Raw genomic sequence first — 25,742 nt, forward strand, 5'->3', positions numbered from 1 at the left:
GATAGTAAAGATGAATTGTTGTGGGGGGAATATCCATTGAAAACAAGTCTAGGATTGGTGTACGGCGGAAAGTCAGCCGAACACAATGTATCGCTGCAGACAGCATTAGCTGTAACAAAAGCGCTTAATACTGAGAAGTTTGATATACATCCGATTTACATCACTGAAAAAGGAGAATGGCAAAGAGGCCCGCTGCTGACTGAGCCGGTTTCCAACGTGAAAATGCTTCAGCTGGAACAAAACGGTGAAAGTTTCGCTCTATCAGCATTGAACCGGGAAATGTTTCCTGAAGCGTCGCCTGACGAAAAGGCGCCGATCGATGTCGTATTTCCGCTTCTCCACGGACCGAACGGTGAAGACGGCACCATTCAGGGTCTGCTGGAATTGCTGAACGTTCCTTATGTCGGCAACGGGGTGCTTGCATCATCAGCCGGCATGGATAAAGTCATCATGAAGCATTTGTTCGCTCAAGCGGGGCTTCCGCAGGCGAAGTACGCCGCTTTCTTAAAAAAGGACTGGAAACAGACGCCGGACAGCTGCTTACAGCAGGTTGAAGAGGAGCTTGGGTATCCATGCTTCGTCAAACCGGCGAACCTCGGATCAAGCGTCGGAATCAGCAAATGCAGAAACCGTGAAGAGCTTGAAAAAGCCTTCGAACTGGCTTTTGAGTATGACCGGAAAATTGTGGTGGAAGAAGGAATCGCCGGCAGAGAAATCGAAATCGGCGTACTCGGAAATGACGAACCGAAATGCTCCGCCGTCGGTGAAATCGCGCCGAAAACCGACTTTTACGATTACAAGGCGAAATATGAAGACGGCGACACGGATTTAATGATTCCCGCGCAAGTGACGGATGAACAATATGCGGAAATCAGCGAGATGGCGATTAAAGCCTTCAAAGCGATTGACGGATCAGGCCTTGTCCGCGCCGATTTCTTCCTGACCAATGACGGTCAAGTGCTCATTAACGAAGTGAACACAATGCCGGGCTTTACGCCATTCAGCATGTTCCCGCTGCTTTGGAAAGAAGCAGGCGTAGATTACAGTGATCTGATCGAACAGCTGGTTGAGCTGGCAAAAGAACGCCATGCCGAAAAACAGCTGATTAAACATACATTTTAATGAAGACGGACACTGCCTGAAGGGGCAGTGTCTTTTCCCGTAACAGACAACATTTTCAGAAAGCGAGGTGCCACCTTTGATAAAGCGAACTGTAAAACGAATCGCAGATATGGTCAAAGGCACACTGACAAATCCCGTATTTGAACAAACAATGATTGAGGGCGCCGCAACCGATACGCGGACTTTGGAAAAAAATCAGCTGTTCATTCCTTTAAAAGGCGAGCATTTTAACGGCCACACCTTTGTGCCGCAAGCATTTGAAAAAGGCGTTTCCGCGGTGTTGTGGGACCGCTCTGAACCGAATCCGCCGGAAGAGCGTGCTGTCATCCTGGTCGATGACACGCTGGAGGCGCTGCAAACATTGGCAAAAGCTTATTTGAAAGAGCTCGGCACACGGGTTATCGGGGTGACTGGGAGCAACGGAAAAACGACAACGAAAGACATGCTTCACGCCGTTCTCGGCACGCAGTACCGCGTTCACAAAACCGCCGGCAATTTCAACAACCATATCGGCCTGCCGCTGACCGTGCTTGCCATGCCTGAAGATACAGAAATCGCCGTTTTAGAAATGGGAATGAGCGCGAGAGGCGAAATTGATTTTCTGAGCCGTCTTGCTGAACCGGAAGCTGCCGTCATTACCAATATCGGCGAATCCCACATGCAGGATTTAGGCTCAAGAGAAGGAATTGCGGAGGCAAAACTTGAAATTATAAACGGACTTCGGGAAGACGGCGTTCTGTTTTATTTCGGGGATGAGCCGCTGCTTCGCGAAAAGACGTACACTTGCCGGACAACGACATACGGCGCAGGCGCGGACAATGATCTCCGCCTGAAAGAAATAAAACAGGCGGAAGAAGGCACGTACTTTAATATCGACGGGATCGACCGTTCTTTCTTTATTCCCGTTCTCGGCAGACATAATGTGATGAATGCCATGGCCGCATACGCCGCCGGCATCTATTTCGGCATTACGCCGGAAAATGCCGCTCTGGGACTGAGCCGCCTGAAGGTGACGGGGATGAGATTGGAACTGGTCAAAACGGAAAACGGCATCTCGATCGTAAACGACGCATATAATGCGAGCCCGACGTCAATGAAAGCGGCGGTCGAATTAATCGAAACGATGAAAGGCTATCGGAAGAAAATGCTCGTGCTCGGTGATATGCTTGAACTTGGTGATGAAGAAAAAGCATTCCACGAAGAATGCGGTGCTGCGGTCAATCCGGCGGAAATCGACCATGTATTTACTTACGGCACACTCGGCGCATTCATCGCTGACGGAGCACGCCGGCATTTTGAAGAAGGGCGCGTCAGCCATTATCTTGACAAAAAAGAACTGCTTCACGCCATACAGGATATGGCCGCTTCCGGCGATCTCCTTCTGTTTAAAGCATCGAGAGGTATGAAGCTCGAAGAAATCGTTAAAGATTTATTAGAGAAGCACTGAAAAAATAATGATCAGCATCATAAAAATATACAAAAATGAAGAAACTAATTCAGGGTGAAATAATTCTGTCCGTATGAAAAAGAAAGACCGCCGGCTGGGAAATCCCGTCCGGCGCGGGGTCCGGCCCCGTTCGCGGGAAGAATCCGGTCAGGCCGCTTCCGGCCGCCTGACCATCTCGCCTTATTGAAAAACACATAGTGTAATGGTAAGATTAAACGTAAAGTAATTCGGGCTTTGTATACGTATGATCCTGTCCTTTGGATGAAAGGGCGGTTTTTAGTGGTAAATCACGACATTACTGAAACAGCAATCAGAAGGAGTTTGAATAATTTGACTATAACGTTTCAAGATTTCCAATTAAGTTCTGATCTCATGAAATCAATCAATCGTATGGGATTTGAAGAAGCAACACCGATCCAGGCACAAACGATTCCGCTCGGACTTTTAAATAAAGATGTCATCGGACAAGCGCAAACAGGTACAGGTAAAACAGCTGCGTTCGGTATACCCCTTGTTGAAAAAATGAACCCCGAGTCTCCTAATATTCAAGCAATCGTAATCGCGCCAACCCGTGAATTAGCCATTCAAGTATCTGAAGAGTTATATAAAATCGGACAAGATAAGCGTGCGAAAGTACTGCCTATTTACGGCGGCCAGGATATCGGACGTCAAATCCGCGCATTGAAGAAAAACCCGCATATCATCGTAGGTACGCCGGGGCGTCTTCTTGACCATATCAACCGCCGCACGATCCGTTTAAATAACGTGAACACGGTTGTCATGGATGAGGCTGATGAAATGCTGAACATGGGATTCATTGATGACATTGAATCCATTCTCTCAAACGTGCCGAGCGACCACCAAACGCTCTTATTCTCAGCAACAATGCCTGCGCCGATCAAACGGATCGCAGAGCGTTTCATGACTGAGCCGGAACACGTAAAAGTAAAAGCGAAAGAAATGACTGTGTCCAACATTCAGCAGTTCTACTTGGAAGTGCAGGAGCGCAAAAAATTCGATACGCTGACTCGTCTTCTTGACATTCAGTCTCCGGAACTTGCGATCGTATTCGGACGTACGAAACGCCGTGTCGATGAGCTTGCTGAAGCCCTGAACCTTCGCGGATATGCGGCTGAAGGAATTCACGGCGACTTAACGCAGGCGAAACGTATGGTTGCGCTCCGCAAGTTTAAAGAAGGTGCGATCGAAGTGCTTGTAGCGACTGACGTTGCCGCCCGCGGACTTGATATCTCAGGCGTTACCCACGTTTACAACTTTGACGTGCCTCAAGATCCTGAAAGTTACGTTCACCGTATCGGAAGAACGGGCCGTGCAGGAAAAACGGGTATGGCGATGACGTTTATCACACCGCGTGAGAAAAGCATGCTTCGCGCGATTGAACAAACGACAAAACGCAAAATGGACCGCATGAAAGAGCCGACGCTTGACGAAGCATTAGAAGGACAGCAGCAGGTGACGGTTGACCGTCTGCGCACGGCGATCAGCGAAAACAACCTGAACTTCTACATGACGGCAGCTGCGGAATTGTTAGAAGATCATGATGCAGTGACAGTTGTGGCTGCAGCCATTAAAATGGCGACAAAAGAGCCGGACAGCACGCCTGTACGCCTCACTGATGAAGCGCCTATGGTCAGCAAACGCTATAAAAACCAGCGTACTTCTAAGCGCAGAGACGGCCAAGGCGGCGGCTACCGCGGCGGCAAAGGGAAAAACAACAACCGTTCTTCCTACGATAAAAAACGCTCAAGCGACCGCCGTTCTTCAGGTGACAGACGCCAGAAAAAATCATACTAAAACACAGGAAGCGGACCCTTTTACGGGGTCCGCTTTTTTTTTGATATGCCGGAAAGTGAATCTTTTTTGCAAATCAGCCGTATTTGTATGTATGATAAAAAATGGGAGGTAGGTATGTTGAGAGCACAGCCAAAAAATCGAATCAGTCCAAGCGGCTTAAAAGTCTGGCGTCTTCAGGAAATCATCCTGTCCGCCTTCTGTCTTCTGGCCGTTATAGCAGCAGCTGTTTTAAGCCATTTCTTCCATTGGCCGTATTGGATCACCGGAGTCCTCGGCATCATTTGGGTTATCGGTTCAGTAATATCCGTCTATGCCATACCGAAAATCAGGCACAGGATCTGGCGCTATGAAGTCCATGAAAATGAAATTGATATTCAATCCGGCATTTTTATTGTCAAACGGGTCATTGTGCCGATGGTGAGGGTGCAGCACGTAGATACTTCACAAGGCCCGCTCCTCAGAAAGTACCGTCTGGCCTCAGTCAAAATCTCCACGGCGGCAACCGTTCATTCCATTCCGGCGCTTGATATGGAGGAAGCTGACCGGCTGAGGGATTCCATTTCCCGTCTGGCAAGGGTGACGGAAGATGATGTCTGAGCCGAAACGTCTGCATCCGGCGGCCGTGATTTTGAACTTATTCCATATTATTATCGAAACCATTAAAAACATTATTCTGCCATTTTTTCTCGTCTATATTGTAAACTCCAACCACTTCATCCGCTTTTACGGAGGCATTGCGCTCGCCGTCCTGCTTATCTGGCTGATTACGGCTAGTGTGATTGAGTGGAGAAAATTTACATACCGGATTGAGGACGGAGAATTCAGAATTGAAGAAGGCTTGTTTTTTACGAAAAAGAGATACATCTCCATTGACCGGATTCAATCAATGAATACGAGTGCCGGCATCATTCAGCAGCTTTTTAAGCTTGTTAAGCTTCAAATCGAAACGGCCGGCGACGGGAAAAACGCTGAAGCCGTCTTATCCGCCATTACTGTGGAAGAGGCGGAACGGATCAGAGCGGCTGTTTTTCAGCAAAAAGCGGAGCAAGAAGAACGAGGGGAGACCGCAGCGGAGCAGGAACCGATGCGCGGGGAAGATGTGCAATCCGTTTACCGCCTGTCTGTAGGTGAGCTGCTTATGGCCGCCTCAACATCCGGGGGAATCGGTGTCATCATCTCAGCGGTATTCGCCCTCTTTTCTCAGATTGATGAAGTACTTCCGATGGACTGGCTCTATGACAGGTTTTCCTTTCTCAAGCATGCGAGCATCGGCATATACGCCGTGATCATTTTCATAGGATTGTTCATCGCCTGGCTGTTAAGCATCGCCGGTATGATGATCAAGCATGCCAACTTTAAAATAGAAAAAAAGGAACACGAATTGGTCATTACCAGAGGAATTATTGAAAAGCATCAAGTGACAATCCCGCTCCGTAAAATCCAAGCCATTAAAATGAAAGAAAATGTGATCAGGCAATTATTCGGATACGCGACGGTTGCGATTGTCAGCGCCGGCAGTGCGGGGAATGAGAAAGAAGGAGCACAGACGATTCTGTTTCCGATCATCCGCAAATCAAAGCTCGGAGTGATGCTGAACGGTTTCACACCGGATTACGTGCTGGAAGAAAACCGGAATCATTTGCCGAAAAGGGCGCTGCGCCGGTATTTATTCCGATCCATAATCTTCTCGGTTTTCGTGATCATCCCGCTTTGTATTCTGTTTAAGCCGTGGGGATATGCATCGCTCCTCGTGCTTCCTGTCGAACTGGTGCTAGGATATGCCTCGTTTAGGACAGCGTCATGGTGCATAAACGGCGGCAGGCTTCAGATCACCACGAGGCTGATCGGGAAGACGACCACGATTATGCTGAGAAGAAGAATGCAGATGTTTGAAGTCAGCCGCTCCTTTCTGCAAAAAAGAAGGCGGCTCGCATCTGTGGCTACCGCAGTGAAATCAGCTCACCACATGGAGCATGTCATGCTGAAGGATGTCAGCGAGGAAGATGCCGAACGCATCGGACGCTGGTATTCATATGAAAAAGCGGACGGTTAATACCGCCGCTTTTTTTGCTGCACGCATAAAAAGGAAAGCAAAAATCCGCCTGCCAGTCCGAACAAATGCGCCATAATGTTAATATTAGAGTTGATAAACGTCGACAGCACCGCGATGATAAGCAGGGTCATAATCATTTTCGACTGATCCCGGCCGATCAGCTCCTTGCGGAAAACAGTCAGAAACACATACACGCCGAAAAGTCCGAAGATCGCGCCGGATGCGCCGACATGCACATAATCAAGCGGTTCGGCAAGATACGTGCCGATATTGCCGATAATGCCCGATGCGATGTACACAATCAGAAAACGGACTTTTCCGAGCATCTGCTCAAGCGGGGGCGCGAATAAAAAGAGAGACATGGAGTTAAACAAAAGGTGAGTGAAATTCGCGTGTAAAAACATCGGTGTCACCAGCCGCCACCATTCTCCCGAGGAAACGCCGTAATTATAGCCGGTCACAGCATCTGACCACATCATGACGGAATGAAGCGGCATACTGAAAAACAGCCATAAGAAGCCCTGCAGCGCCAAGATACAGCTGACGGCCGGATAACGTCTGATAAAAGTCTGGAAATTTTCCGTTCGTATAAACATCGCAAGCCCCTTTGCATCTGATTTGTTACATATATAGTAACACGTTTATGACATTAACCGTTTTTTAGTACGGACTTTTAGGAGGAATTCACATGATTTTCGGAATCGGAATCGACATCGTTGAACTGCACAGAATTGAAAACATGCTCAGCCGGCAGGCGAGGTTTCCGCAAAGAATATTGACGGAGGCTGAATACGCCCGTTTTACATTGCTGTCGGACAAAAGGAAAATTGAATTTCTCGCGGGAAGATTTGCGGCAAAAGAAGCCTTTTCGAAAGCATACGGCACAGGTATCGGCAAAGAGCTCAGCTTTCAGGATATTGAAACCGGAAACGACACGGCGGGAAAACCAGTGCTGACCTGCGCCAAGCTGGACGGCGCGGCGGTTCACGTCTCCATTACCCATACAAAAGAATACGCCGCGGCACAGGTCGTGATTGAAAGGTTGTCACGCTAGTCTGCATATTAGCCGAAACCCCTTCATATATTTGATAGTGCATTAAGGGAGACAAGTTGTTTGAGGCTTTTATGGTACGCGTCCGTCCGTTCAGGGCGTACCGTTAAAGTCAAACAAGCGATTTCTTCCCTTTACATCAATTGAGAAGAAGGGGTTGAAAAAAGGTGAGAAAAAGCTTTGTTTTGCTTTTAACGGGACTGCTTGCCGTCCTTATTCTTTCGGCCTGCGGCCAAAAATCACAGGAAGATATCGTGAACGGTTTAGATAAGAAGGCGAAAGAATACACCTCGTACAAAGCGAAAGCCAAAATGACCATCGAAACGGGGAGTGATCCGCAAGTATACAATGTGGAAATCTGGCATAAAAAACCTTCCCTGTACCGGGTCTATTTGGAAAATCCGAAAAAAGACCAAAACCAAGTCATTTTACGGAACGCCAACGGAGTCTTTGTCCTCACGCCGTCTTTAAATAAGAGCTTCAGATTCCAAAGCGACTGGCCGAATAACAGCAGCCAAGTATATTTGTTTGAGTCACTTGTAAAGGACGTGCAGCATGACAAAGACGCCGTCTATTCCGCCAAAGATAAAAAGTACACGTTTGAAACAAAAACAAACTATCAGCACAACAAAATGCTGCCGACTCAGGAAATCACTTTCAACAAAAAGGACATGAGCCCGTCGCTCGTTAAAGTTATGGATACAGACCGGAAAGTGATGGTAAAAGTCGAATTCAAAAGCTTTGAATTCAACAAACCGTTTGATAAAGACTCTTTTGACGAGAAGAAAAATATGACGCTTTCCCAGATGGACGTCGCCACAAGCGCCAAGCCGTCTGATTCATTTGCGGTCAAAACACCGCTTCAAGTGCCGGCCGGCGTCAAAAAGCTTGAAGAGAAAGATATTTCAACGGCGGACGGCAAACGGATCGTCATGACTTACGGCGGAGAAAAATCATTCACCCTTATTCAAGAAAAAGCCCATATCGCAAAAGCCGCCTCTGCCGTCACGCTGAAAGGCGAACCGGTTAATCTCGGCTTCACGGTGGCCGCATTATCTGATACGTCTTTAACGTGGACATATGACGGAGTGGATTATCTTCTGTCATCACAGGATCTGACAAAAGATGAAATGGTGGCCGCCGCCAAAAGCATGCAGGGACAGTCGTCAAAATAACGTCAAAAAAGAGGCCGCCGCTGTCGGTCTCTTTTTTGATTCCATTTCACTTTACAGAATAATTTTAGTATGATAATAAAAATATGAATTGAAAATAATGCTAGGAAGTGTATCGAATGAACACAGCATCCTTTTACAGAGAAACGTGGGCGGAAATCAACCTGTCCGCGATTAAAGAAAATGTCACGCATATGAAAAAACACATCGGGCAAAACGTCCATCTCATGGCGGTTGTAAAGGCGAACGCTTACGGTCACGGAGATTTGGAAGTTGGGAAAGCCGCGCTTGAAGCGGGTGCCTCTTGTCTTGCCGTAGCCATACTGGATGAAGCGATTTCATTGAGAAAACGGGGCATTACAGCGCCGATTCTCGTGCTTGGCGCCGTGCCGCCCGAATATGTACAAGCAGCTGCCGAGTATGACGTAACACTCACGGGATATTCTGTTGAATGGCTTCAGGAAGCTGCGCGCCACCTCGGAAGTGCAACAGTGCCGTTTCATCTGAAAGTCGACACCGGCATGAACAGACTCGGAGTCAAAACGGAGGAAGAAATCCAAAGCGTGTTAAAAATCCTCGATCAAAATCCCGGTTTAGTCTGTAAAGGCGTATTCACCCATTTTGCTACCGCGGATGAGAAAAACAGAGATTATTTCCTCTTTCAGTTTGACCGCTTTAAAAAATTGATCGCTCCGCTTCCTTTAAAAGAATTGATGGTGCACTGCGCGAACAGCGCTGCCGGACTTCGTCTTAAAAAAGGCTTTTTTAACGCGGTTCGTTTCGGCATCAGTATGTACGGGCTTCGTCCTTCTGCTGACATCCAAAGCGAAATTCCGTTTCAATTAAAACCGGCTTTTGCGCTGCACTCTGTTTTATCCCATGTGAAAAAGATCCGCAAAGGGGAAAGCGTCAGCTACGGCGCAACATATACGGCAGAGAAGGATCAATGGATCGGAACGGTTCCCATCGGCTATGCAGACGGGTGGCTCCGCAAGCTGAGCGGCACGTCTGTGCTGATCGGCGGCAAACGGATGAACATCGCGGGAAGAATCTGCATGGATCAATTGATGGTCGAATTAGATCAATCTTATCCGCCGGGCACCAAAGTCACCCTGATCGGCAGCCAGAAGGGAGAAACGATCACGATGGATGAAATCGCAGGGCGGCTTGGGACGATTAATTACGAGGTCCCTTGTACCATTAGTTCCCGCGTTCCCCGTATGTTTTTGGAAAATGAGAGTATAATGGAAGTAAGAAATCCTTTACTGCAAGATAATACAAGCAAGTAGCCGTCATCCGGAAAAAGAGAATTTATAAAACAGCTTTGCTTGACGTTTGAATAATGGTATCATTATGTCTGGATGGATGAATTGGTCGTATCCGTAAGTTTGGTGGAGGTGTATGTTTTTTGTCTGAATCCAGCGCAAGAACCGAAATGAAAATCAGCTTGCCCGAAAACTTAGTAGCTGAATTGGATGGTGTAGCGATGCGGGAGAAACGAAGCAGAAACGAACTGATATCACAAGCAGTGAGAGCGTATGTCAGCGAACGGACAACTCGCCATAACCGTGATTTGATGAGACGCGGGTATATGGAAATGGCGAAAATCAACTTGAATATCTCTTCTGAGGCTCACTATGCTGAGTGCGAAGCAGAAACGACCGTTGAGCGCTTAGTCAGCGGAGGATAATCATTTTGATTGTAAAGCGCGGCGATGTTTATTTTGCTGATTTATCTCCTGTTGTTGGCTCAGAGCAAGGCGGCGTACGCCCGGTTTTAGTGATCCAAAATGATATCGGAAATCGCTTTAGCCCGACTGCTATTGTTGCAGCCATAACAGCCCAAATACAGAAAGCGAAATTACCAACCCACGTCGAAATTGATGCAAAACGCTACGGTTTTGAAAGAGATTCCGTTATTTTGCTGGAGCAAATTCGGACGATTGACAAGCAAAGATTAACGGATAAAATAACTCATCTGGATGATGAAATGATGGATAAGGTTGATGAAGCCCTGCAAATCAGTTTGGCACTCATTGATTTTTAGTCATATTTTGGTTGCTCATATAGAGCAACTTTTTTTGTTTTCGAAAAACATAAGCGCTATAATAAAGAGATAATCAAACAAAATTTGTTGTTTTGTGTCGGGAGGTCAGTGAAACCCATGTCGAATCAGAAAGTGTATCAGTTCATCATTGATCAGCATGATGAACTGCTTGATACTTGGACAGCCAAACTAAAAGAAGTAGGCAATCAGGAAGACTATCAGCTTACGAATCACATATGTGAAAATATTTGTAAAGACTATATAGACATTCTTTTATTATCGACTAAAAATGACGAGGCTACGGAAGAGCAGATCAGTGAGCTCGCACTGCGAGCCGTTCAGCTCGGTCTGTCACTGAAACTTCTTTCAGCCACCCTGTCAGAGTTTTGGAAACTGCTTTACGAAACGATGGTCGACCTTAATATGGCCGATCAGGACAGAGCAGATTTGATTTTGGAAATAGACAGCTTTTTCAATCCGATCAACACGGAAATTTTAAATCAGTATTCTATCTCCTGGGAAAAAACGGTTACTTTGCAAAAAATCGCGCTTCAGGAATTGTCGGCTCCGCTGATCCCGGTATTTGAGCATGTAACGGTCATGCCGCTTGTCGGGACGATTGATACGGAGCGTGCAAAGCACATTATGGAAAATCTGTTAAACGGCGTCGTGAAGCACCGTTCACAGGTTGTATTAATTGATATCACGGGCGTGCCGGTCGTTGATACGATGGTGGCGCACCATATTATCCAGGCGTCAGAAGCGGTGCGGCTTGTCGGCGCGAAATGCCTGCTCGTCGGAATCCGTCCGGAGATTGCGCAGACGATCGTTAATCTGGGAATTGATTTGTCGCAGGTTATTACGAAGAATACCCTTCAAAAAGGAATTCAAACAGCGCTTGAAATGACAAATCGAAAAATCGTTTCATTGGGGGAATAACATTGTGAGACATCCAAAAATCCCGATCCTGAAACTGTATAACTGCTTATTGGTATCCATCCAATGGGAACTTGACGACCAGACAGCTTTGCATTTTCAAGAAGATCTGCTGAACAAAATCTATGAAACCGGCGCAAACGGGGTCGTCATTGACCTGACATCCGTTGACATGATCGATTCATTTATCGCGAAAGTGCTCGGCGATGTCATCACCATGTCTAAATTGATGGGCGCAAATGTCGTATTGACGGGAATTCAGCCGGCTGTGGCGGTCACATTGATTGAACTCGGAATCTCACTTGAGGAAATTGAAACGGCGCTCGATTTAGAGCAAGGGCTTGAGACATTGAAGCGGGAATTGGGGGAATAGCGATGAACGACCAATCCTGTGTGAAAATCATGACAGAATGGGATATCGTAGCCGCCAGACAGCTTGGCCGCAACGTTGCGAAGGAATTAGGCTTCGGCACGGTGGACCAGGCCAGAATCACGACGGCTATCTCAGAATTGGCCAGAAACATTTACTTATATGCAGGCAAGGGCCAGGTCAGCATAGAACAAGTAAACGACAGAGGGAAAAAAGGCCTTAAAATTATAGCAGAAGACAAAGGACCCGGAATCCCCGACATCCGTAAAGTGATGGAAGACGGCTTTTCAACGTCAGGCGGACTGGGAGCGGGACTTCCGGGCGTCAAAAGGCTGATGGACGAATTCAGCCTGCAATCTGTTGCAGAGGAAGGAACAGAGATTCAAGCCGTGAAATGGCTTCGGTAGGAGGTTAGAACGTGGATTTCAGGGAGGTTATAGAGCAGCGGTATCATCAGCTGCTTAGCCGATATATAGCCGAATTAACAGAAACATCTTTATATCAAGCCCAAAAATTCAGCCGAAAAACGATTGAACATCAGGTTCCTCCGGAGGAGATCATCAGCATCCACCGAAAAGTAGTAAAGGAACTGTATCCGGATCTGCCGGAAGATGTTTTTCATTCGCTGGATTTTTTAATAGAAGTCATGATTGGCTACGGGATGGCTTATCAGGAACATCAAAGTCTGAGAGATATCCAGCAGGAGCTTCGTTCAGAAATTGAAATTGCCGCAAATGTTCAGCAGACGCTGCTTGGCACAAAAATTCCTGAAGAAGAAGATCTGGATATCGGGGCAATCAGCGTCCCCGCCAAACAGATGAGCGGGGATTATTATCACTTTGTCAAAGACAAGGAATCGATTAACATCGCGATAGCCGATGTCATCGGAAAAGGAATACCCGCCGCATTGTGCATGTCGATGATCAAGTATGCCATGGACTCTCTTCCGGAGACCGGCATTCACCCCTCCCAAGTGCTGAAAAATCTTAACCGCGTTGTAGAACAGAACGTGGACTCAAGCATGTTTATCACCATGTTTTACGCAAACTACAATACGAAAAATCACCAATTTACATATGCTTCTGCGGGGCATGAACCGGGCTTCTACTACTCTGAAAAAGAAAAAAAGTTTTATGATCTGGAGGCAAAAGGATTGGTGCTGGGAATTTCTCAGGATTTTGATTACAGCCAATATGAACAGCACATGGACGAAGGAGACATGATCGTTCTTTTTTCTGACGGCGTCACCGAATGCCGTACCGAAAACGGTTTCTTAGAGCGCAGCGACATTCAGCGCATGCTGGAAGAACATATGGACTGCTCCGCGCAGGATATGGTCAAAAATATTTACGACAGCCTGCTGAGACTCCAGGACTTTCAGCTTCATGACGATTTTACGTTAATTGTTTTGAAAAGAAAGGTTTAAAAAAACAGCAGCACGGGTAAAAAGCCATTAGCACGAGTAAGGATAACTTTCAGAGGTGATACGATGAATTTAACGGTAGATATGAAGGAGAATCTTTCAGATATACAAATCAATATCGCTGGAGAAATCGATGTATACTCAGCTCCGGTGGTTCGTGAAAAGCTGATGCCCCTGGCAAACGAGGGGAAGGACATGAGAATCTGCTTAAAAGATGTAAACTATATGGACAGTACGGGTTTAGGCGTTTTTGTAGGCGTGTTTAAAACGGTGAGCAAGGAAGGCGGCTCTCTGAAGCTTGAGAATCTTTCCGACCGGCTCGTCCGTCTGTTTGAAATTACGGGGCTTAAGGACATCATCGACATTTCGGCAAAGTCAGAAGGTGGCGTGCAATGAGTACATCAGTTGATTATATAGAGATGAAAATTCCGGCCGAACCGGAATATGTAGGAATCGTCAGGCTTACGTTATCAGGGGTCGCAAGCAGAATGGGCTATACCTATGATGACATTGAAGATTTAAAAATCGCTGTCAGCGAAGCTTGTACAAACGCTGTCCAGCATGCATACAACGATGAAAATAAGGGAGAAGTATCCGTGCGGTTCGGTGTGTTTGAGGATCGGCTGGAGGTCATTGTCGCCGATCAGGGAGACAGCTTTGATTTTGATCAGAAGCAGCAGGATCTCGGGCCGTACACACCTTCGCACACAGTCGATCAATTGTCAGAAGGAGGGCTCGGTCTGTATTTAATGGAAACGCTCATGGATGAAGTCAAAGTTCAAAGCAACTCTGGCGTAACCGTGGCGATGACAAAGTATTTAAATGGGGAGCGAGTTGATCATGGCACAACCATCAAAAACTACGAAACTAACTAAAGATGAAGTTGATCGGCTCATACGCGACTTTCAAACACGTGATAATAAAGAAGCCCAGGAAACACTCGTCGAGGTGTATACCAATCTCGTCGAAATGCTGGCAAAGAAATATTCAAAAGGAAAAAGCTTTCACGAAGACCTCCGCCAGGTCGGAATGATCGGACTTCTCGGAGCCATTAAACGGTATGATCCCGAGGTCGGCAAATCCTTTGAAGCATTTGCGATTCCGACCATCATCGGCGAGATCAAACGCTTCCTCAGAGATAAAACATGGAGCGTACACGTCCCGAGACGGATTAAAGAACTCGGGCCGCGCATTAAAATGGCGGTGGATCAGCTGACGACAGAGACGCAGCGGTCGCCGAAAGTCGAAGAAATCGCAGCCTTTCTCGATGTGTCAGAAGAGGAAGTGCTTGAAACGATGGAGATGGGAAAAAGCTATCAGGCGCTTTCTGTCGATCACAGCATCGAAGCGGATGCGGACGGAAGCACCGTCACGATTTTAGATATCGTCGGTTCGCAGGAGGAAGGATACGAACGCGTCAACCAGCAGATGATGATCAAAAGCGTGCTTCATGTGCTGTCCGACCGCGAAAAACAGATTATCGATCTAACATTTGTGCAAAATAAAAGCCAAAAAGAAACAGGGGACATTCTCGGAATATCTCAAATGCACGTCTCGCGCCTGCAGCGGAAAGCGGTGAAAAAACTGAGAGAGGCCTTGATTGGAGATCCCTCCATGGAGCTAATGTAATGATTCAGGTTGAAGAAAATGAACATGTTCAAACTCTTGTATACCAATTAAATAAAGAAGGCAAGTCCATATGCGGCGACAGCTTTTTTATGAAGGCGAATGAAGAAGAATTAGTTTGCGCGGTAGCGGACGGTCTCGGCAGCGGATCTCTTGCCAACGAATCCTCGTCAGCCATTAAAGACATCGTGGAAACGTATGCGGATGAGGATGTGGAAAGCATCATTGAGCGCTGCAATCAAGCGATGAAAAACAAAAGAGGGGCGACTGCCTCCATCTTAAAAATCAATTTCATCAAAAGGGAATTGACATACTGCTCGATCGGCAATGTCCGTTTCTTCCTGCACTCCCCATCAGGCGAAGTCTTTCATCCGCTGCCGATTTCGGGTTACCTCTCAGGCAAACCGCAAAGATACAAAACGTATACGTCATCATACGAAAAAGGGGCGAGGTTCATCATCTACACGGATGGGCTTGAGGTCCCGCATATCCGCACCTGCTTAAAGCAGGGACACTCAATAGAAGATATATCAAAATCACTTCATCCGTACACAACATCCAGACGTGATGATTTGACCTATATTCTAGGGCAGCTTTTATCGTAAGGCTGCTTTTTTTATGTTCCGCCGTTTTTTGATACACTAGAGAAAGAATGAAGAGATGGAGGCTTTTGTGATATGGAAACGTTAGCCCTTTTGAAAAAACAAATTGCTGAAGAAACAGCGTTATCCCAAAAACATGTCGAAAGTGTCATCCGCCTGCTGGAAGACGGCAATACCGTCCCGTTTATTGCGCGGTACCGAAAAGAGCAGACCGGCTCAATGGACGAGGTGCAGATTCAGGCAATCTCCGAGCGGTGGCAATACATACAAAACCTGACGCAGCGGAAAGAAGAAGTCATCAGATTGATCTCTGAGCAGGACAAGCTGACGGAAGGGCTGAAGCAAAAAATCGAACAAGCGGTCAAGCTTCAGGAAGTCGAGGATTTATATCGTCCCTTCAAACAAAAACGGAAAACAAAAGCCACCGTCGCCAAAAGCAAAGGCCTTGAACCGCTTGCGGACTATATTCTTTCTCTCCCGAAAGAAAACCGCCTTCCCGACATCGCTGATCAATATATCAGTGCAGAAAAAGAAGTCGCTTCAAGAGAGGAAGCCATTGAAGGCGCGAAGCACATCATAGCCGAACAAATCTCGGATGATCCTCATTTCAGAAAGTGGATTCGCCAGGAAACGTATAAAAAAGGAATTCTCACTTCCGCGGCAGGCAAGTCAGCCGCAGATGACGAGAAAAACGTCTATGAAATGTACTACGAGTACGAAGAGCCGATCCAAAAGGTCGTTCCTCACAGAGTGCTTGCGATGAACCGCGGTGAAAAAGAAGGCATTTTAAAGATTGCGATCGAACCGCCCGCCGATCAGATAAAAACTTATTTAGAAAAGCAAATCATCAAACACCGTGAAACGCCTGTGAAAGAAACGCTGAAAGAAGCCATTGAGGACAGTTACAAACGTCTGATCCAGCCGGCTATTGAGCGCGATATCCGCAAAGAGCTGTCAGAAAAAGCAGACGCGCAGGCGATTCATATTTTCGCTGAAAACCTGCGTAAGCTCCTGCTGCAGCCGCCGATGAAGGGAAAAGTCGTGCTCGGCGTCGATCCGGCCTTCCGTACGGGGTGCAAACTGGCAGTTGTTGATGAGACGGGAAAAGTGTTGAAAATCGACGTCATTTACCCGCACGCTCCCGTAAAAAAGACAGCGGAAGCCCGGAAAAAAATCAAAGAATTGCTGGACCGGTACGAAGTCGAGGTTGTGGCGATCGGAAACGGCACGGCATCACGGGAGACAGAGCAATTCGTCGTTGATGTGCTGAAAGAAACAGAGCGTGACATTTATTATGTCATCGTCAATGAGGCCGGAGCAAGCGTGTATTCCGCGTCAGAAATCGCCCGTGAAGAATTTCCGGATTTTCAGGTCGAAGAGCGCAGCGCCGTCTCCATCGCGCGGAGGTTGCAAGACCCGCTGGCCGAGCTTGTAAAAATCGATCCTAAATCCGTCGGCGTCGGGCAATACCAGCATGATGTGAGCCAAAAGCATTTAAATGAATCACTCCGTTTTGTCGTAGAGACCGTCGTCAACCAAGTCGGGGTGAATGTCAATACAGCATCAGCCGCGCTTCTTCAATATGTAGCCGGGTTATCCAAAACCGTTGCCGGCAATATCGTTAAAAAAAGGGAAGAGCTCGGCAAATTCACAAACCGCAAAGAGCTGAAAGAAATCCCGCGTCTCGGCGCAAAAACATATGAACAGTGCATCGGCTTTTTGAGAGTGCCCGGAGGACCGGAGCCGCTCGACCGCACCGGGATACACCCGGAAAGCTATAAAGAGACAAAGGCGCTGCTCAAAAAACTGCAGCTCACTGCGAATCAGATCGGAAGCGCGGACGTAAAAGAGAAAATAAGCGCACTGCCGCTGTCTGAAACGGCTGAAGAGCTCGGTATAGGGGAAATTACACTTACGGATATTTGCGGGCAGCTGACAAGGCCGGAGCGAGATCCTCGTGACGAAGTGCCGAAGCCTTTGCTGAAAAAAGACGTTCTGCAGCTTGAGGATTTAAAGGAAGGAATGGAATTGCAGGGCACCGTCCGCAACGTTGTAGACTTCGGCGCTTTCGTCGATATCGGCGTCAAACAGGACGGGCTTGTGCACATTTCAAAACTGAGCAATCAATTCGTCAAACATCCTCTCGACGTCGTATCGGTCGGAGACATCGTCACCGTATGGGTCGAAGGGGTGGACGTGCAAAAAGGCAGAGTGTCGCTGTCTATGGTAAAATAAAAGCACTGCTTACGAGCAGTGTTTTTTTCTGTAGAAATACCAGCACTGATTCAGCAGTTTGATTTGGTAATTGTCCTTTTCTAAAAACGCTTTTTGCATTTGTTTCATCAGCCAATTCGGCATGGCTCATTCCTCCTCAGCTTTTAGTTAGAGGTCGGTTTTAACTCATTGTATGCGAACGGTGAATTGTCCCGTTCAATGTTTTTAAAGCGGGGTGCACTTATGGATAACGAACAACTTCAAAAGCTGACGGAAGACATCTCTGCACAAGATTTCGGAAAGCCGTTCCGTCACAGAGCCTTCTTCAATGACCGGCTGAAAACGACAGGCGGCCGGTACATGCTGTCTTCCCATAACATCGAATTAAACCGCAAATATCTGATCGAACACGGGCAGAGCGAGCTGGTAGGAATCATCAAACACGAGCTGTGCCATTATCATCTTCATCTTGAGGGAAAAGGGTACAAGCACAGAGACAAAGACTTCAGAGACCTGCTTCAGAAAGTCGGAGCGCCGAGATTCTGCACGCCGCTGCAAACCAAAAAGCCACAAAAGAAAACATATATGTATAGATGCGCGGCTTGCGGCCAACAGTATATAAAGAAGCGGGCAATGAACCCGGAAAGATATGCCTGCGGAAAGTGCAGAGGAAAAATCAAAAGAATTTTTTAAAAAGGCTTGACTCATTTTAATGTTCTATGTTAAATTATAAAAGTCGTTGAGAGACAATGACACTTTCTTAAAAAAATAAATGTTGCTTCTTGACACAATATGTCGCATCATTTATAATAAAGAAAGTCTGATTATTCCACAGTAGCTCAGTGGTAGAGCTATCGGCTGTTAACCGATCGGTCGCAGGTTCGAATCCTGCCTGTGGAGCCATATGGAGAAGTACTCAAGTGGCTGAAGAGGCGCCCCTGCTAAGGGTGTAGGTCGCGTAAGCGGCGCGAGGGTTCAAATCCCTCCTTCTCCGCCAGATAAGTTCTCAACCAGACGGCCCGTTGGTCAAGCGGTTAAGACACCGCCCTTTCACGGCGGTAACACGGGTTCGAATCCCGTACGGGTCACCATTTACCTTCGTTGGGCTATAGCCAAGCGGTAAGGCAACGGACTTTGACTCCGTCATGCGTTGGTTCGAATCCAGCTAGCCCAGCCATTTTATTTAAAATTTTTGAATCACTTTTAGAGCGAGCCATTAGCTCAGTTGGTAGAGCATCTGACTTTTAATCAGAGGGTCGAAGGTTCGAGTCCTTCATGGCTCACCACTTGTCACGCGGGTGTGGCGGAATTGGCAGACGCGCTAGACTTAGGATCTAGTGTCTTACGACGTGGGGGTTCGAGTCCCTTCACCCGCACTTTCTTTTCAAAGTGCTGATCACTAGCTTACATGCTTAGTGGAAAAACAGCTTCATAACACGCGGTCGTGGCGGAATGGCAGACGCGCTAGGTTGAGGGCCTAGTGGGTGAATAACCCGTGGAGGTTCAAGTCCTCTCGGCCGCATCTCAATGATACCAAGGGTTTAACCACCTTTGGTATTTTTTTGTGCTTATTTTTAAATGATCTACTGCCCACAAACTGCCCACTTACCTAAAGTAAGTCATCTGCAGTAGACATCGCACAAATATTTTCATCATTATAGGTAGTTATTAATGCCTCAAACTCCAATTTGCAAAAGCAGAGAAAGTATTGCTAAGCATGGAGGAAAACAAAGATGCCTTGTTATATGATCAGCTATTAGAATTTAGACACGAGATAATAGGGCAGGGGCATAAAGGTACTGAAAAGGCTTAATCTTTTTTAAAAGGTTAAGCCTTTTTTTGGCTATAAATGTAATCGGTGTCCAATTAGTTGCCCTGAATTCATGAAAAAGGATAAAATAGGTGTAAATAAGTTGTTATTTTAAAATTAGAACCAATTCTTTATCACAAAGCAATAATAACTAATCGGCGAAGAAAGGATAACAGTCAAATGAAAACATTAGTTATCGTTATACACCCTAAGTTGGAAACGTCTGTTGTCAACAAAACCTGGATGAATCGTTTAAAGCAAGAGAATGACATTACGGTTCATGACCTGTACGGTGAATACCCTAATTTTATCATTGATGTAGAAAAAGAGCAGCAGCTCCTGTTAGATCATGAGCGTATCGTTTTTCAGTTCCCAATGTATTGGTATAGCAGTCCCGCGTTACTCAAACAATGGGAAGATGATGTGTTAACACATGGCTGGGCTTATGGAACTGGAGGTACTAAATTGCATGGAAAAGAACTACTCTTAGCTATCTCCTTAGGCGCACAGGAATCTGATTATCAAGCAGGCGGAGAATATAATATCACGATCAGCGAGCTTATCAGACCGTTTCAAGTCACTGCTAACTATATAGGAATGCGTTTTCTTCCTGCCTTTACACAATATGGGACACTTCATCTTTCAAAAGAAGATGTTAAGAACAGTGCGGAGAAATTGGTTGACTATCTTAAAGCTGAGCATTGATCCGGTATACGCGAGGAAAGCTGAAATAAATGATGTGAAACTAATTACAGCAAGGCGATGAGTACATATTTCTTGATGAAATGTAGATTTCCTTGGTCTCTAATAGGTGCCCAGTTTGTGCTCAGAATTCATGAAAAATGATGAAAATAAGTATAAATAAAATAAACAGATGCTTTGAATAAAAGCTTTTGTAACTCATGATAGGCTTTTACTAGGTTGAGGGACCAGCGGGTGAATGACCCGTGAAGGTTCAAGTCCTCTCGGCCGCATCAATGTTACCAAGGGTAATAGAGAGATCCTTGGTATTTTCTTGTGCTTATTTTTAAATGATCTACTGCCCACAAACTGCCCACTTACCTAAAGTAAGTCATCTGCAGTAGACATCGCACAAATATTTTCATCTTTATAGGTAGTTACTAATGCCTCAAACTCCAATTTGCCAAAGCAGAGAAAGTGCTGCTAAGCAAGGAAGAATACCAAGACTTCGAGGAAAATGTTTGCTGATGTTGAAAATTTTTCGATTGAAGTCGCTGATTATTTTCATGAACGAGGAAGCTTAATGCTCTCTACGAAAAATAAAAAAGGGGAGATTATTGATGAAAATCAGCCGGTGTCTATTGGCTGCAGTGATTTTAGGTAGTGTATTTTCAATAACTTATTTGCAAAGTGATCAAAATACTCAAACTATCTGGACAATACTTTGCTTGGTTCTTATTTGTCGATAGTCGCCGTAACGAAAGCACTAAACAACACCTTAAAGAGATTCTTTTGATATGACGGACACATATGACAGTTTGTGATTGTCAAAATTCAATGTTTAATCCTTGTTCAACTTACCCAGTTCAGTTAAAAGATTGTTAAAATTGTGATAAATGTATGAAAGGATTAAATGTTCATATCGAAACATTTGGATTACAGGGAAGGGGAAACAAATACATGTCGATTTACCAAAAATAAAACCATTACCTAAGAAATGTTTCTTTATTTACAGCTGGATTTAAAAAATAATTTTGTTAGATGTCATGCAATAAATTCAATTGTCGGTGATTGGCTTGTTTAAATGCATCCATTATTTCATACCCGGTGCTACTTATTTCTGTTGTAGTCTGTATACTGATTAATAGGTAAAGAAAGTCGAAAAGGTATACGAAATTCTTCATACAAATTAAAGTTTTGAATGAAAGAGCAGGATTACTCCTGCTCTTTTTCTTTCTAATTGGGCTAGATTAAACGCAGACGGTTATTCCTTGGGAAAAACAAAAAAATTTCTTCTATCCATTGACTAGCTTGGCTTTAGCCGGGTTTCTATCACCCTGTTGGGCTTGTCAGATTTTAAAAAGGTATGCTACGTTTATAGTGTTTTGTTTCACCTGATTGCGGGGTAATAAAGATAGAATCAGTAAATAAAGACGTAATGGAAGAACTAAAATATAGGTTTAGGATCCTTTGAAGAAATAAAAGTTTTTTTTCGATTGTGATAATATTCACAATAGAGCTGTATGAAGGGGAATCATTTCTCCAAATAGTCTGCAGAAAATACCAACCACAGCCCACGGATATATCACTAACCGCTTTGGCTGGTATTATCTGTTGGATGTTTCTCTTTTTGTTGCTTTTTGTATTATTTTTAGTCCAATCGGCAAAAATAAGTTAAGGAAACCAGCGAAAAAACTGAATTTCATCCTTCTTTCCTGGTTTACAATGTTATTTGGCGCTGATATGGATATTCGTCTAGTCTTTTAAGGTACAGTTGAACCAATCATCCACTATGCCGTTAGCTCTCCATCAGGTGAAACAGAAACCCCCAGACTTTTAGAGAAGCATTACGCTATACATTCTGGGACTGCATGCTTGGACCGTTTATACGCTTGTATAATGTGGATTTGATAATTAAGGAGTCGATATTATTAAATGAAGTTTAACAAGAAAAAAATTAACGTTGTAGACATTCAAAAAGCGAAGAAAAGCGTGTTTGCTACAGGGATAGGAAACGCGATGGAATGGTTTGATTTTGCTTTATATTCTTATTTGGCAGTTATTATTAGTAAAAACTTTTTCAGTCCGGTTCAAAACGATGAATTAAAGTTAATATTTACTTTTGCTACATTTGCAATTGCCTTCTTACTTAGACCGGTAGGCGGAATTATTTTTGGTAAAGTGGGTGATAAATTTGGTCGGAAAATAGTATTAACAATTACTATTTTAATGATGGCTTTATCTACTTTAATAATTGGTGTGCTTCCTACCTATGACCAGATTGGTGTATGGGCCCCTATATTATTACTCTTAGCTCGTATTCTGCAAGGTTTTTCTGTGGGTGGAGAGTACGCTGGTGCAATGGTATATATCGCAGAATCTTCTCCAGATAATAAACGTATAAGGTTAGGCAGCGGTTTAGAAATCGGCACATTATCTGGTTATATAGTAGCGTCTGTTTTAGTTACAGTACTTTTCTGGACTTTATCTGATGTTCAAATGAATAGTTGGGGATGGAGAATTCCTTTCTTCTTAAGTATTCCAATAGGATTATTTGGTTTATATTTGAGAAGTCATTTAGATGAATCACCAATCTTTGAAAATGACATCTCTGAAAACCAAGAACAACAACCAGGTTTATTAGAAGTCATTAAAACATATAAAAAAGATATCTTTTTATGTATCGTATTTGTGGCATTTTTCAATATAACCAATTACCTATTGTTAGGTTATATGCCTTCTTATTTAGATGAGAACCTTGGTATAAGTGATAATATAAGTACACCGGTTACAGCAATTGTATTGATTATTATGGTACCGTTCGCTTTAACTTTTGGTAAATTGGGAGATAAATTAGGAAATAAAAAAGTTATAACAATTGGATTAGTATTAGGAATTGTATTTTCGATTGTCTCTTTTCAATTTCTTAATATGGGGAGTCTAATATTCTTATTTATAGGACTTTTAATGTTAGGTATTGTATTATCTGTATACGAAGGTACTATGCCAGGATCTTTACCTACGTTGTTCCATACTGACATTAGATATCGAACATTATCCTGGACATTCAATTTATCAGTTTCTATTTTTGGCGGAACAACACCTTTAGTTGCTTCTTGGTTAACCCATGTGACAAGAAACAATTTGGCGCCGGGTTTCTATTTATTAGCAGTTAGTTTAATTGGCTTAATAGTTGTGTTAACCTTATTTAAAGATACTTCAGGTAAATCTTTAAAAGGTTCTTACCCAACAGTTGCTTCTAAAGCTGAGTTTCAAGAAGCTGTTGAAAATCCAAAAGATTCACTGTGGTGGAAAATGGAACAAACAGAAAAGGAATAAAAAAAACATCCATTTAATTGACCGGCTACTCGAAATACAGACTCAGAGTAAGCTGGGATTATCCGAGCAGCAATGACTGCAGCTCTTTTATATTCTGGAGGGCTTACTGCTTTGCAAAAGCAGCGTTGCTATTCTCGATCGTCATTATTTTATTGGTTGTGTCCTAATAATAAAACATTGACGCAAGAACGAAGAGAAATTAAAAGGTCCGAGCAATACAGCAAAATAAGAAATAAGAAGCTTTGTTATGCCAGTTCTTCTCCCGAAGGAGAGCTGGCTTTTTATTTTCTATATGGGGCCCAAAGCAGAAAACGAGAACTTGTACGCTAACTAATAATCCTATTGTTTTTATCAACAAAGGTTTTTTGGATATGAAGAGGGTGAACTGGTGAAAAAATGGAGTTTGTTGTGGAGTTAGCTTTTCAATTAGGGACATCTCAACAACAAAATAATAACCAGCCCGATTAAAAAGCTCATCAAAAGTTCCATTATTCCAACGTTAATATATTTGCGATAAGTTATTGAATCAATATACGATCCACTCAATTATTTGAGTGGATCTGTTTGTTTTTATTTATTTATTTGCAGCAGTCTCTAAGTGACGAAACAATAGATGAATTAAAACCCTTTACGCAGCCATGTTGCGGCAAGATCAATTGCTCCGCGCGCAGCTTCAGTTTTAGCTAAGGCGTTGAGCATCACGAAATCGTGAATGATACCTAATGCAGTATTTGATAAAACCGGTTGAAATGAAGAAGAAATTAAAAGTTATAACAAGGAAATTCGTAATTTACTTAACATGCTGACAACTGAGCAATAGTTTTATGAATATAGATGGAGGGCCCTGCGGGTGAATAACCCTTGGAGGTTCAAGTCCTCTCGGCCGCATCAATGATACCAAGGGTTGTAGACGCCCTTGGTATTTTTTTTTGCGGAAAATTCATCTGTTACTGTATAGTAGGCCGTATGATTTGTCAGTCACCTTCATCCTTCTGTTGACTGCGTGCGGCGGTAGTAAATATGATAATGCAATTAATGAAGTGATGAAGCAGGAGAAGAAAGTCAGAAAAGAAATGCGAGCAGATTCAGATGAGCACAAAAGAGATAACGCCATAATTCGTGTATATGATGACGGGAAGTATATTCAACTTGCGTTTTATCAGCCAGAAGAAAGTTCTCGCAAGCTTACTGCTTATTCTTATTATGAGAAGCTTGGAGATTCTTATGAGAAAATGACACATATGCCGGGTGATAGTGATGGCGACCGCCTTGGTCTTTATAAGAAAACACCTGATTATAAAGAGGTTAAAAGCAAGGAAACAAAAACAATGTGCTTGTTCATTCCTGATAGGGGAACAATTGTTTCACCGTTAAGTTGTTGTGTGAGAGCCAGTATGTTAAAATGCTACGTAGATTTAATAATAAAGTTTAGATTCAAGGAGATTTATTTATGAAGTTGGATGAATTCACCATCGGGCAGGTTTTTCAAACTAAATCTTTTGAATTAACAAAAGAGAATATAATGAATTTTGCAGAAGTGTATGACCCACAATACATGCATTTAAATGAAGAAAAAGCAAAAATGGGCAGATTTAATGGAATTATTGCTTCTGGAATACAAACGTTATCTATTACTTTTAAGCTTTGGATTGAAGAAGGGTGTCATGAAGACGATATTATTGCTGGGACAGGAATGAATAATATAAAATTCCTAGCACCCGTTTACCCTAATGATAAACTGCACACTATTGTTAAGGTTATTGATAAAAAACCAAATAAAAGCCAGACGGGGATACTTACTGTATTGTTATCTACCTATAATCAGAAAGAAGAAAAAGTGTTTGAAGGTGAGTTATCAGTATTAATGAAACGCTAAATGACTTTTGTGGCATATCATCGTCACCTTTCATTTTTTATAGGTGTCTGGATGAAATAAGCAATCATCTTAATGAATTGAGTGGACTTTGAGTCTGCTCTTTTTTATTTGTTCAACCTATGTCAAGAAACAAAGGACTAACAATAACGAAAAAATCAT

Annotated in this window: 26 protein-coding genes, 7 tRNA genes and 6 pseudogenes; 36 read left to right on the plus strand and 3 right to left on the minus strand. The window is 44.2% G+C overall.

The features are described from left to right. Positions 1 to 36 precede the first annotated feature (36 nt). From U2H13_RS02510 to U2H13_RS02530, 5 genes are all read left to right on the plus strand, one after another. Positions 37 to 1,122 (plus strand): D-alanine--D-alanine ligase, encoded by a 1,086-nt coding sequence (locus U2H13_RS02510; protein ID WP_003156199.1) that lies wholly within the window; start codon positions 37 to 39, stop codon positions 1,120 to 1,122. A 76-nt stretch (positions 1,123 to 1,198) separates the two neighbouring features. Next, a complete protein-coding gene (gene murF / locus U2H13_RS02515) occupies positions 1,199 to 2,569 on the plus strand; it encodes a UDP-N-acetylmuramoyl-tripeptide--D-alanyl-D-alanine ligase (RefSeq protein ID WP_014416962.1) in 1,371 nt (456 codons plus the stop codon). A 330-nt stretch (positions 2,570 to 2,899) separates the two neighbouring features. Next, a complete protein-coding gene (cshA, locus tag U2H13_RS02520; protein WP_014416963.1) occupies positions 2,900 to 4,384 on the plus strand; it encodes a degradosome RNA helicase CshA in 1,485 nt (494 codons plus the stop codon). 117 nt (positions 4,385 to 4,501) lie between these two features. Further along, complete coding sequence (locus U2H13_RS02525; RefSeq protein WP_025649968.1) at positions 4,502 to 4,981, plus strand: PH domain-containing protein; 480 nt, start codon at positions 4,502 to 4,504, stop codon at positions 4,979 to 4,981. Next, on the plus strand, positions 4,971 to 6,437 hold the full coding sequence (locus U2H13_RS02530) for a PH domain-containing protein (RefSeq protein ID WP_021495081.1): 1,467 nt from the start codon (positions 4,971 to 4,973) through the stop codon (positions 6,435 to 6,437). The genes U2H13_RS02525 and U2H13_RS02530 overlap by 11 nt, the downstream gene beginning before the upstream one ends. Here the strand turns inward: U2H13_RS02530 and U2H13_RS02535 are convergent. Beyond that, entirely contained in the window at positions 6,434 to 7,033 is a 600-nt protein-coding gene (locus U2H13_RS02535; protein ID WP_128496462.1) for a rhomboid family intramembrane serine protease, read from the minus strand. The two genes, U2H13_RS02530 and U2H13_RS02535, sit on opposite strands and share 4 nt — an antisense overlap. A gap of 92 nt (positions 7,034 to 7,125) precedes the next feature. Here U2H13_RS02535 and acpS point away from each other — a divergent pair, with 92 nt between their 5' ends. The 14 genes from acpS (at position 7,126) to U2H13_RS02605 (ending at position 17,898) form a co-directional block, all read left to right on the plus strand. After that, the gene (acpS, locus tag U2H13_RS02540; protein WP_014304402.1) at positions 7,126 to 7,491 is read left to right on the plus strand and encodes a holo-ACP synthase; all 366 of its coding nucleotides are present in this window, start codon (positions 7,126 to 7,128) and stop codon (positions 7,489 to 7,491) included. A 164-nt stretch (positions 7,492 to 7,655) separates the two neighbouring features. After that, a complete protein-coding gene (locus U2H13_RS02545; RefSeq protein ID WP_007410230.1) occupies positions 7,656 to 8,663 on the plus strand; it encodes an outer membrane lipoprotein carrier protein LolA in 1,008 nt (335 codons plus the stop codon). A 116-nt stretch (positions 8,664 to 8,779) separates the two neighbouring features. Beyond that, a complete protein-coding gene (gene alr, locus U2H13_RS02550) occupies positions 8,780 to 9,949 on the plus strand; it encodes an alanine racemase (protein WP_021495079.1) in 1,170 nt (389 codons plus the stop codon). A 119-nt stretch (positions 9,950 to 10,068) separates the two neighbouring features. Further along, the gene (gene endB, locus U2H13_RS02555) at positions 10,069 to 10,350 is read left to right on the plus strand and encodes a type II toxin-antitoxin system antitoxin EndoAI (protein ID WP_003156188.1); all 282 of its coding nucleotides are present in this window, start codon (positions 10,069 to 10,071) and stop codon (positions 10,348 to 10,350) included. Positions 10,351 to 10,355: 5 nt separating this feature from the next. Continuing rightward, positions 10,356 to 10,706: a type II toxin-antitoxin system endoribonuclease NdoA gene (gene ndoA / locus U2H13_RS02560; protein WP_003156187.1), complete on the plus strand. Its 351-nt coding sequence runs from the start codon at positions 10,356 to 10,358 to the stop codon at positions 10,704 to 10,706. 117 nt (positions 10,707 to 10,823) lie between these two features. Beyond that, on the plus strand, positions 10,824 to 11,645 hold the full coding sequence (locus U2H13_RS02565) for an STAS domain-containing protein (protein WP_003156182.1): 822 nt from the start codon (positions 10,824 to 10,826) through the stop codon (positions 11,643 to 11,645). Between the two features lie 4 nt (positions 11,646 to 11,649). Beyond that, positions 11,650 to 12,015, plus strand: coding sequence for an RsbT antagonist protein RsbS (gene rsbS, locus U2H13_RS02570; protein WP_007609584.1), 366 nt, complete (start codon positions 11,650 to 11,652; stop codon positions 12,013 to 12,015). A gap of 2 nt (positions 12,016 to 12,017) precedes the next feature. After that, positions 12,018 to 12,419, plus strand: a complete 402-nt coding sequence (locus U2H13_RS02575) for an anti-sigma regulatory factor (protein ID WP_003156178.1) — start codon at positions 12,018 to 12,020, stop codon at positions 12,417 to 12,419. Between the two features lie 11 nt (positions 12,420 to 12,430). Next, the gene (locus tag U2H13_RS02580) at positions 12,431 to 13,438 is read left to right on the plus strand and encodes a PP2C family protein-serine/threonine phosphatase (RefSeq protein WP_007609589.1); all 1,008 of its coding nucleotides are present in this window, start codon (positions 12,431 to 12,433) and stop codon (positions 13,436 to 13,438) included. Between the two features lie 63 nt (positions 13,439 to 13,501). Further along, positions 13,502 to 13,831, plus strand: coding sequence for an anti-sigma factor antagonist RsbV (rsbV, locus tag U2H13_RS02585; protein ID WP_003156176.1), 330 nt, complete (start codon positions 13,502 to 13,504; stop codon positions 13,829 to 13,831). Next, complete coding sequence (gene rsbW / locus U2H13_RS02590; RefSeq protein ID WP_007609591.1) at positions 13,828 to 14,310, plus strand: anti-sigma B factor RsbW; 483 nt, start codon at positions 13,828 to 13,830, stop codon at positions 14,308 to 14,310. Before rsbV ends, rsbW begins: the two co-directional genes overlap by 4 nt. Then, positions 14,276 to 15,064 carry an RNA polymerase sigma factor SigB gene (sigB, locus tag U2H13_RS02595; protein ID WP_029974100.1) on the plus strand — a complete coding sequence of 263 codons (789 nt, stop codon included), beginning with the start codon at positions 14,276 to 14,278 and terminating at the stop codon, positions 15,062 to 15,064. Before rsbW ends, sigB begins: the two co-directional genes overlap by 35 nt. Next, complete coding sequence (locus tag U2H13_RS02600) at positions 15,064 to 15,666, plus strand: PP2C family serine/threonine-protein phosphatase (protein ID WP_007410234.1); 603 nt, start codon at positions 15,064 to 15,066, stop codon at positions 15,664 to 15,666. Before sigB ends, U2H13_RS02600 begins: the two co-directional genes overlap by 1 nt. A gap of 72 nt (positions 15,667 to 15,738) precedes the next feature. After that, entirely contained in the window at positions 15,739 to 17,898 is a 2,160-nt protein-coding gene (locus U2H13_RS02605) for a Tex family protein (RefSeq protein WP_121984504.1), read from the plus strand. A 9-nt stretch (positions 17,899 to 17,907) separates the two neighbouring features. Here U2H13_RS02605 and cmpA read toward each other — a convergent pair whose 3' ends face one another. Further along, positions 17,908 to 18,021, minus strand: coding sequence for a cortex morphogenetic protein CmpA (gene cmpA, locus U2H13_RS02610; RefSeq protein ID WP_003156164.1), 114 nt, complete (start codon positions 18,019 to 18,021; stop codon positions 17,908 to 17,910). Positions 18,022 to 18,120: 99 nt separating this feature from the next. On the opposite strand from cmpA, the gene U2H13_RS02615 reads away from it, so the two are divergent. The 15 genes and pseudogenes from U2H13_RS02615 to U2H13_RS02685 all read left to right on the plus strand — a co-directional run bounded on the left by U2H13_RS02615 (position 18,121) and on the right by U2H13_RS02685 (position 23,707). After that, positions 18,121 to 18,570, plus strand: coding sequence for a SprT family protein (locus U2H13_RS02615; protein ID WP_021495077.1), 450 nt, complete (start codon positions 18,121 to 18,123; stop codon positions 18,568 to 18,570). A 135-nt stretch (positions 18,571 to 18,705) separates the two neighbouring features. Further along, positions 18,706 to 18,780: transfer RNA gene (locus U2H13_RS02620), tRNA-Asn, on the plus strand. A 3-nt stretch (positions 18,781 to 18,783) separates the two neighbouring features. Further along, a tRNA-Ser gene (locus U2H13_RS02625) sits at positions 18,784 to 18,874 on the plus strand. A 19-nt stretch (positions 18,875 to 18,893) separates the two neighbouring features. Next, positions 18,894 to 18,968, plus strand: a tRNA-Glu gene (locus U2H13_RS02630). Between the two features lie 11 nt (positions 18,969 to 18,979). Further along, positions 18,980 to 19,054, plus strand: a tRNA-Gln gene (locus U2H13_RS02635). 33 nt (positions 19,055 to 19,087) lie between these two features. After that, a tRNA-Lys gene (locus U2H13_RS02640) sits at positions 19,088 to 19,163 on the plus strand. An 8-nt stretch (positions 19,164 to 19,171) separates the two neighbouring features. Beyond that, positions 19,172 to 19,253, plus strand: a tRNA-Leu gene (locus U2H13_RS02645). A gap of 62 nt (positions 19,254 to 19,315) precedes the next feature. Continuing rightward, a tRNA-Leu gene (locus U2H13_RS02650) sits at positions 19,316 to 19,399 on the plus strand. A 171-nt stretch (positions 19,400 to 19,570) separates the two neighbouring features. Beyond that, positions 19,571 to 19,657, plus strand: a pseudogene (locus U2H13_RS02655) (hypothetical protein); the annotation flags it as partial. 210 nt (positions 19,658 to 19,867) lie between these two features. Continuing rightward, positions 19,868 to 20,392, plus strand: coding sequence for an NAD(P)H-dependent oxidoreductase (locus tag U2H13_RS02660; protein WP_095061570.1), 525 nt, complete (start codon positions 19,868 to 19,870; stop codon positions 20,390 to 20,392). A gap of 484 nt (positions 20,393 to 20,876) precedes the next feature. Further along, positions 20,877 to 21,032, plus strand: a pseudogene (locus U2H13_RS02665) (tetratricopeptide repeat protein); the annotation flags it as partial. Next, positions 20,989 to 21,117 (plus strand): hypothetical protein, encoded by a 129-nt coding sequence (locus U2H13_RS02670; RefSeq protein ID WP_223204396.1) that lies wholly within the window; start codon positions 20,989 to 20,991, stop codon positions 21,115 to 21,117. The pseudogene U2H13_RS02665 and the gene U2H13_RS02670, both read left to right, overlap by 44 nt. Next, a pseudogene (locus tag U2H13_RS02675) lies at positions 21,074 to 21,192 on the plus strand (IS1595 family transposase); the annotation flags it as partial. The gene U2H13_RS02670 and the pseudogene U2H13_RS02675, both read left to right, overlap by 44 nt. Positions 21,193 to 21,898: 706 nt before the next feature. Then, positions 21,899 to 22,265 (plus strand): annotated as a pseudogene (locus U2H13_RS02680) (BCCT family transporter); the annotation flags it as partial. A gap of 38 nt (positions 22,266 to 22,303) precedes the next feature. After that, positions 22,304 to 23,707: an MFS transporter gene (locus U2H13_RS02685; RefSeq protein ID WP_103527125.1), complete on the plus strand. Its 1,404-nt coding sequence runs from the start codon at positions 22,304 to 22,306 to the stop codon at positions 23,705 to 23,707. A gap of 618 nt (positions 23,708 to 24,325) precedes the next feature. Here U2H13_RS02685 and U2H13_RS02690 read toward each other — a convergent pair. Beyond that, positions 24,326 to 24,430: pseudogene (locus tag U2H13_RS02690) on the minus strand (esterase); the annotation flags it as partial. A gap of 227 nt (positions 24,431 to 24,657) precedes the next feature. Here U2H13_RS02690 and U2H13_RS02695 point away from each other — a divergent pair. Both U2H13_RS02695 and U2H13_RS02700 read left to right on the plus strand, forming a co-directional pair. Further along, positions 24,658 to 25,032 (plus strand): annotated as a pseudogene (locus tag U2H13_RS02695) (cystatin-like fold lipoprotein); the annotation flags it as partial. 125 nt (positions 25,033 to 25,157) lie between these two features. Then, positions 25,158 to 25,583, plus strand: a complete 426-nt coding sequence (locus U2H13_RS02700; protein ID WP_017419214.1) for a MaoC family dehydratase — start codon at positions 25,158 to 25,160, stop codon at positions 25,581 to 25,583. Positions 25,584 to 25,742: the final 159 nt, after the last annotated feature.

The organism is Bacillus sp. A1 (genome assembly GCF_042296235.1).
GTDB classification, from domain to species: domain Bacteria; phylum Bacillota; class Bacilli; order Bacillales; family Bacillaceae; genus Bacillus; species Bacillus velezensis.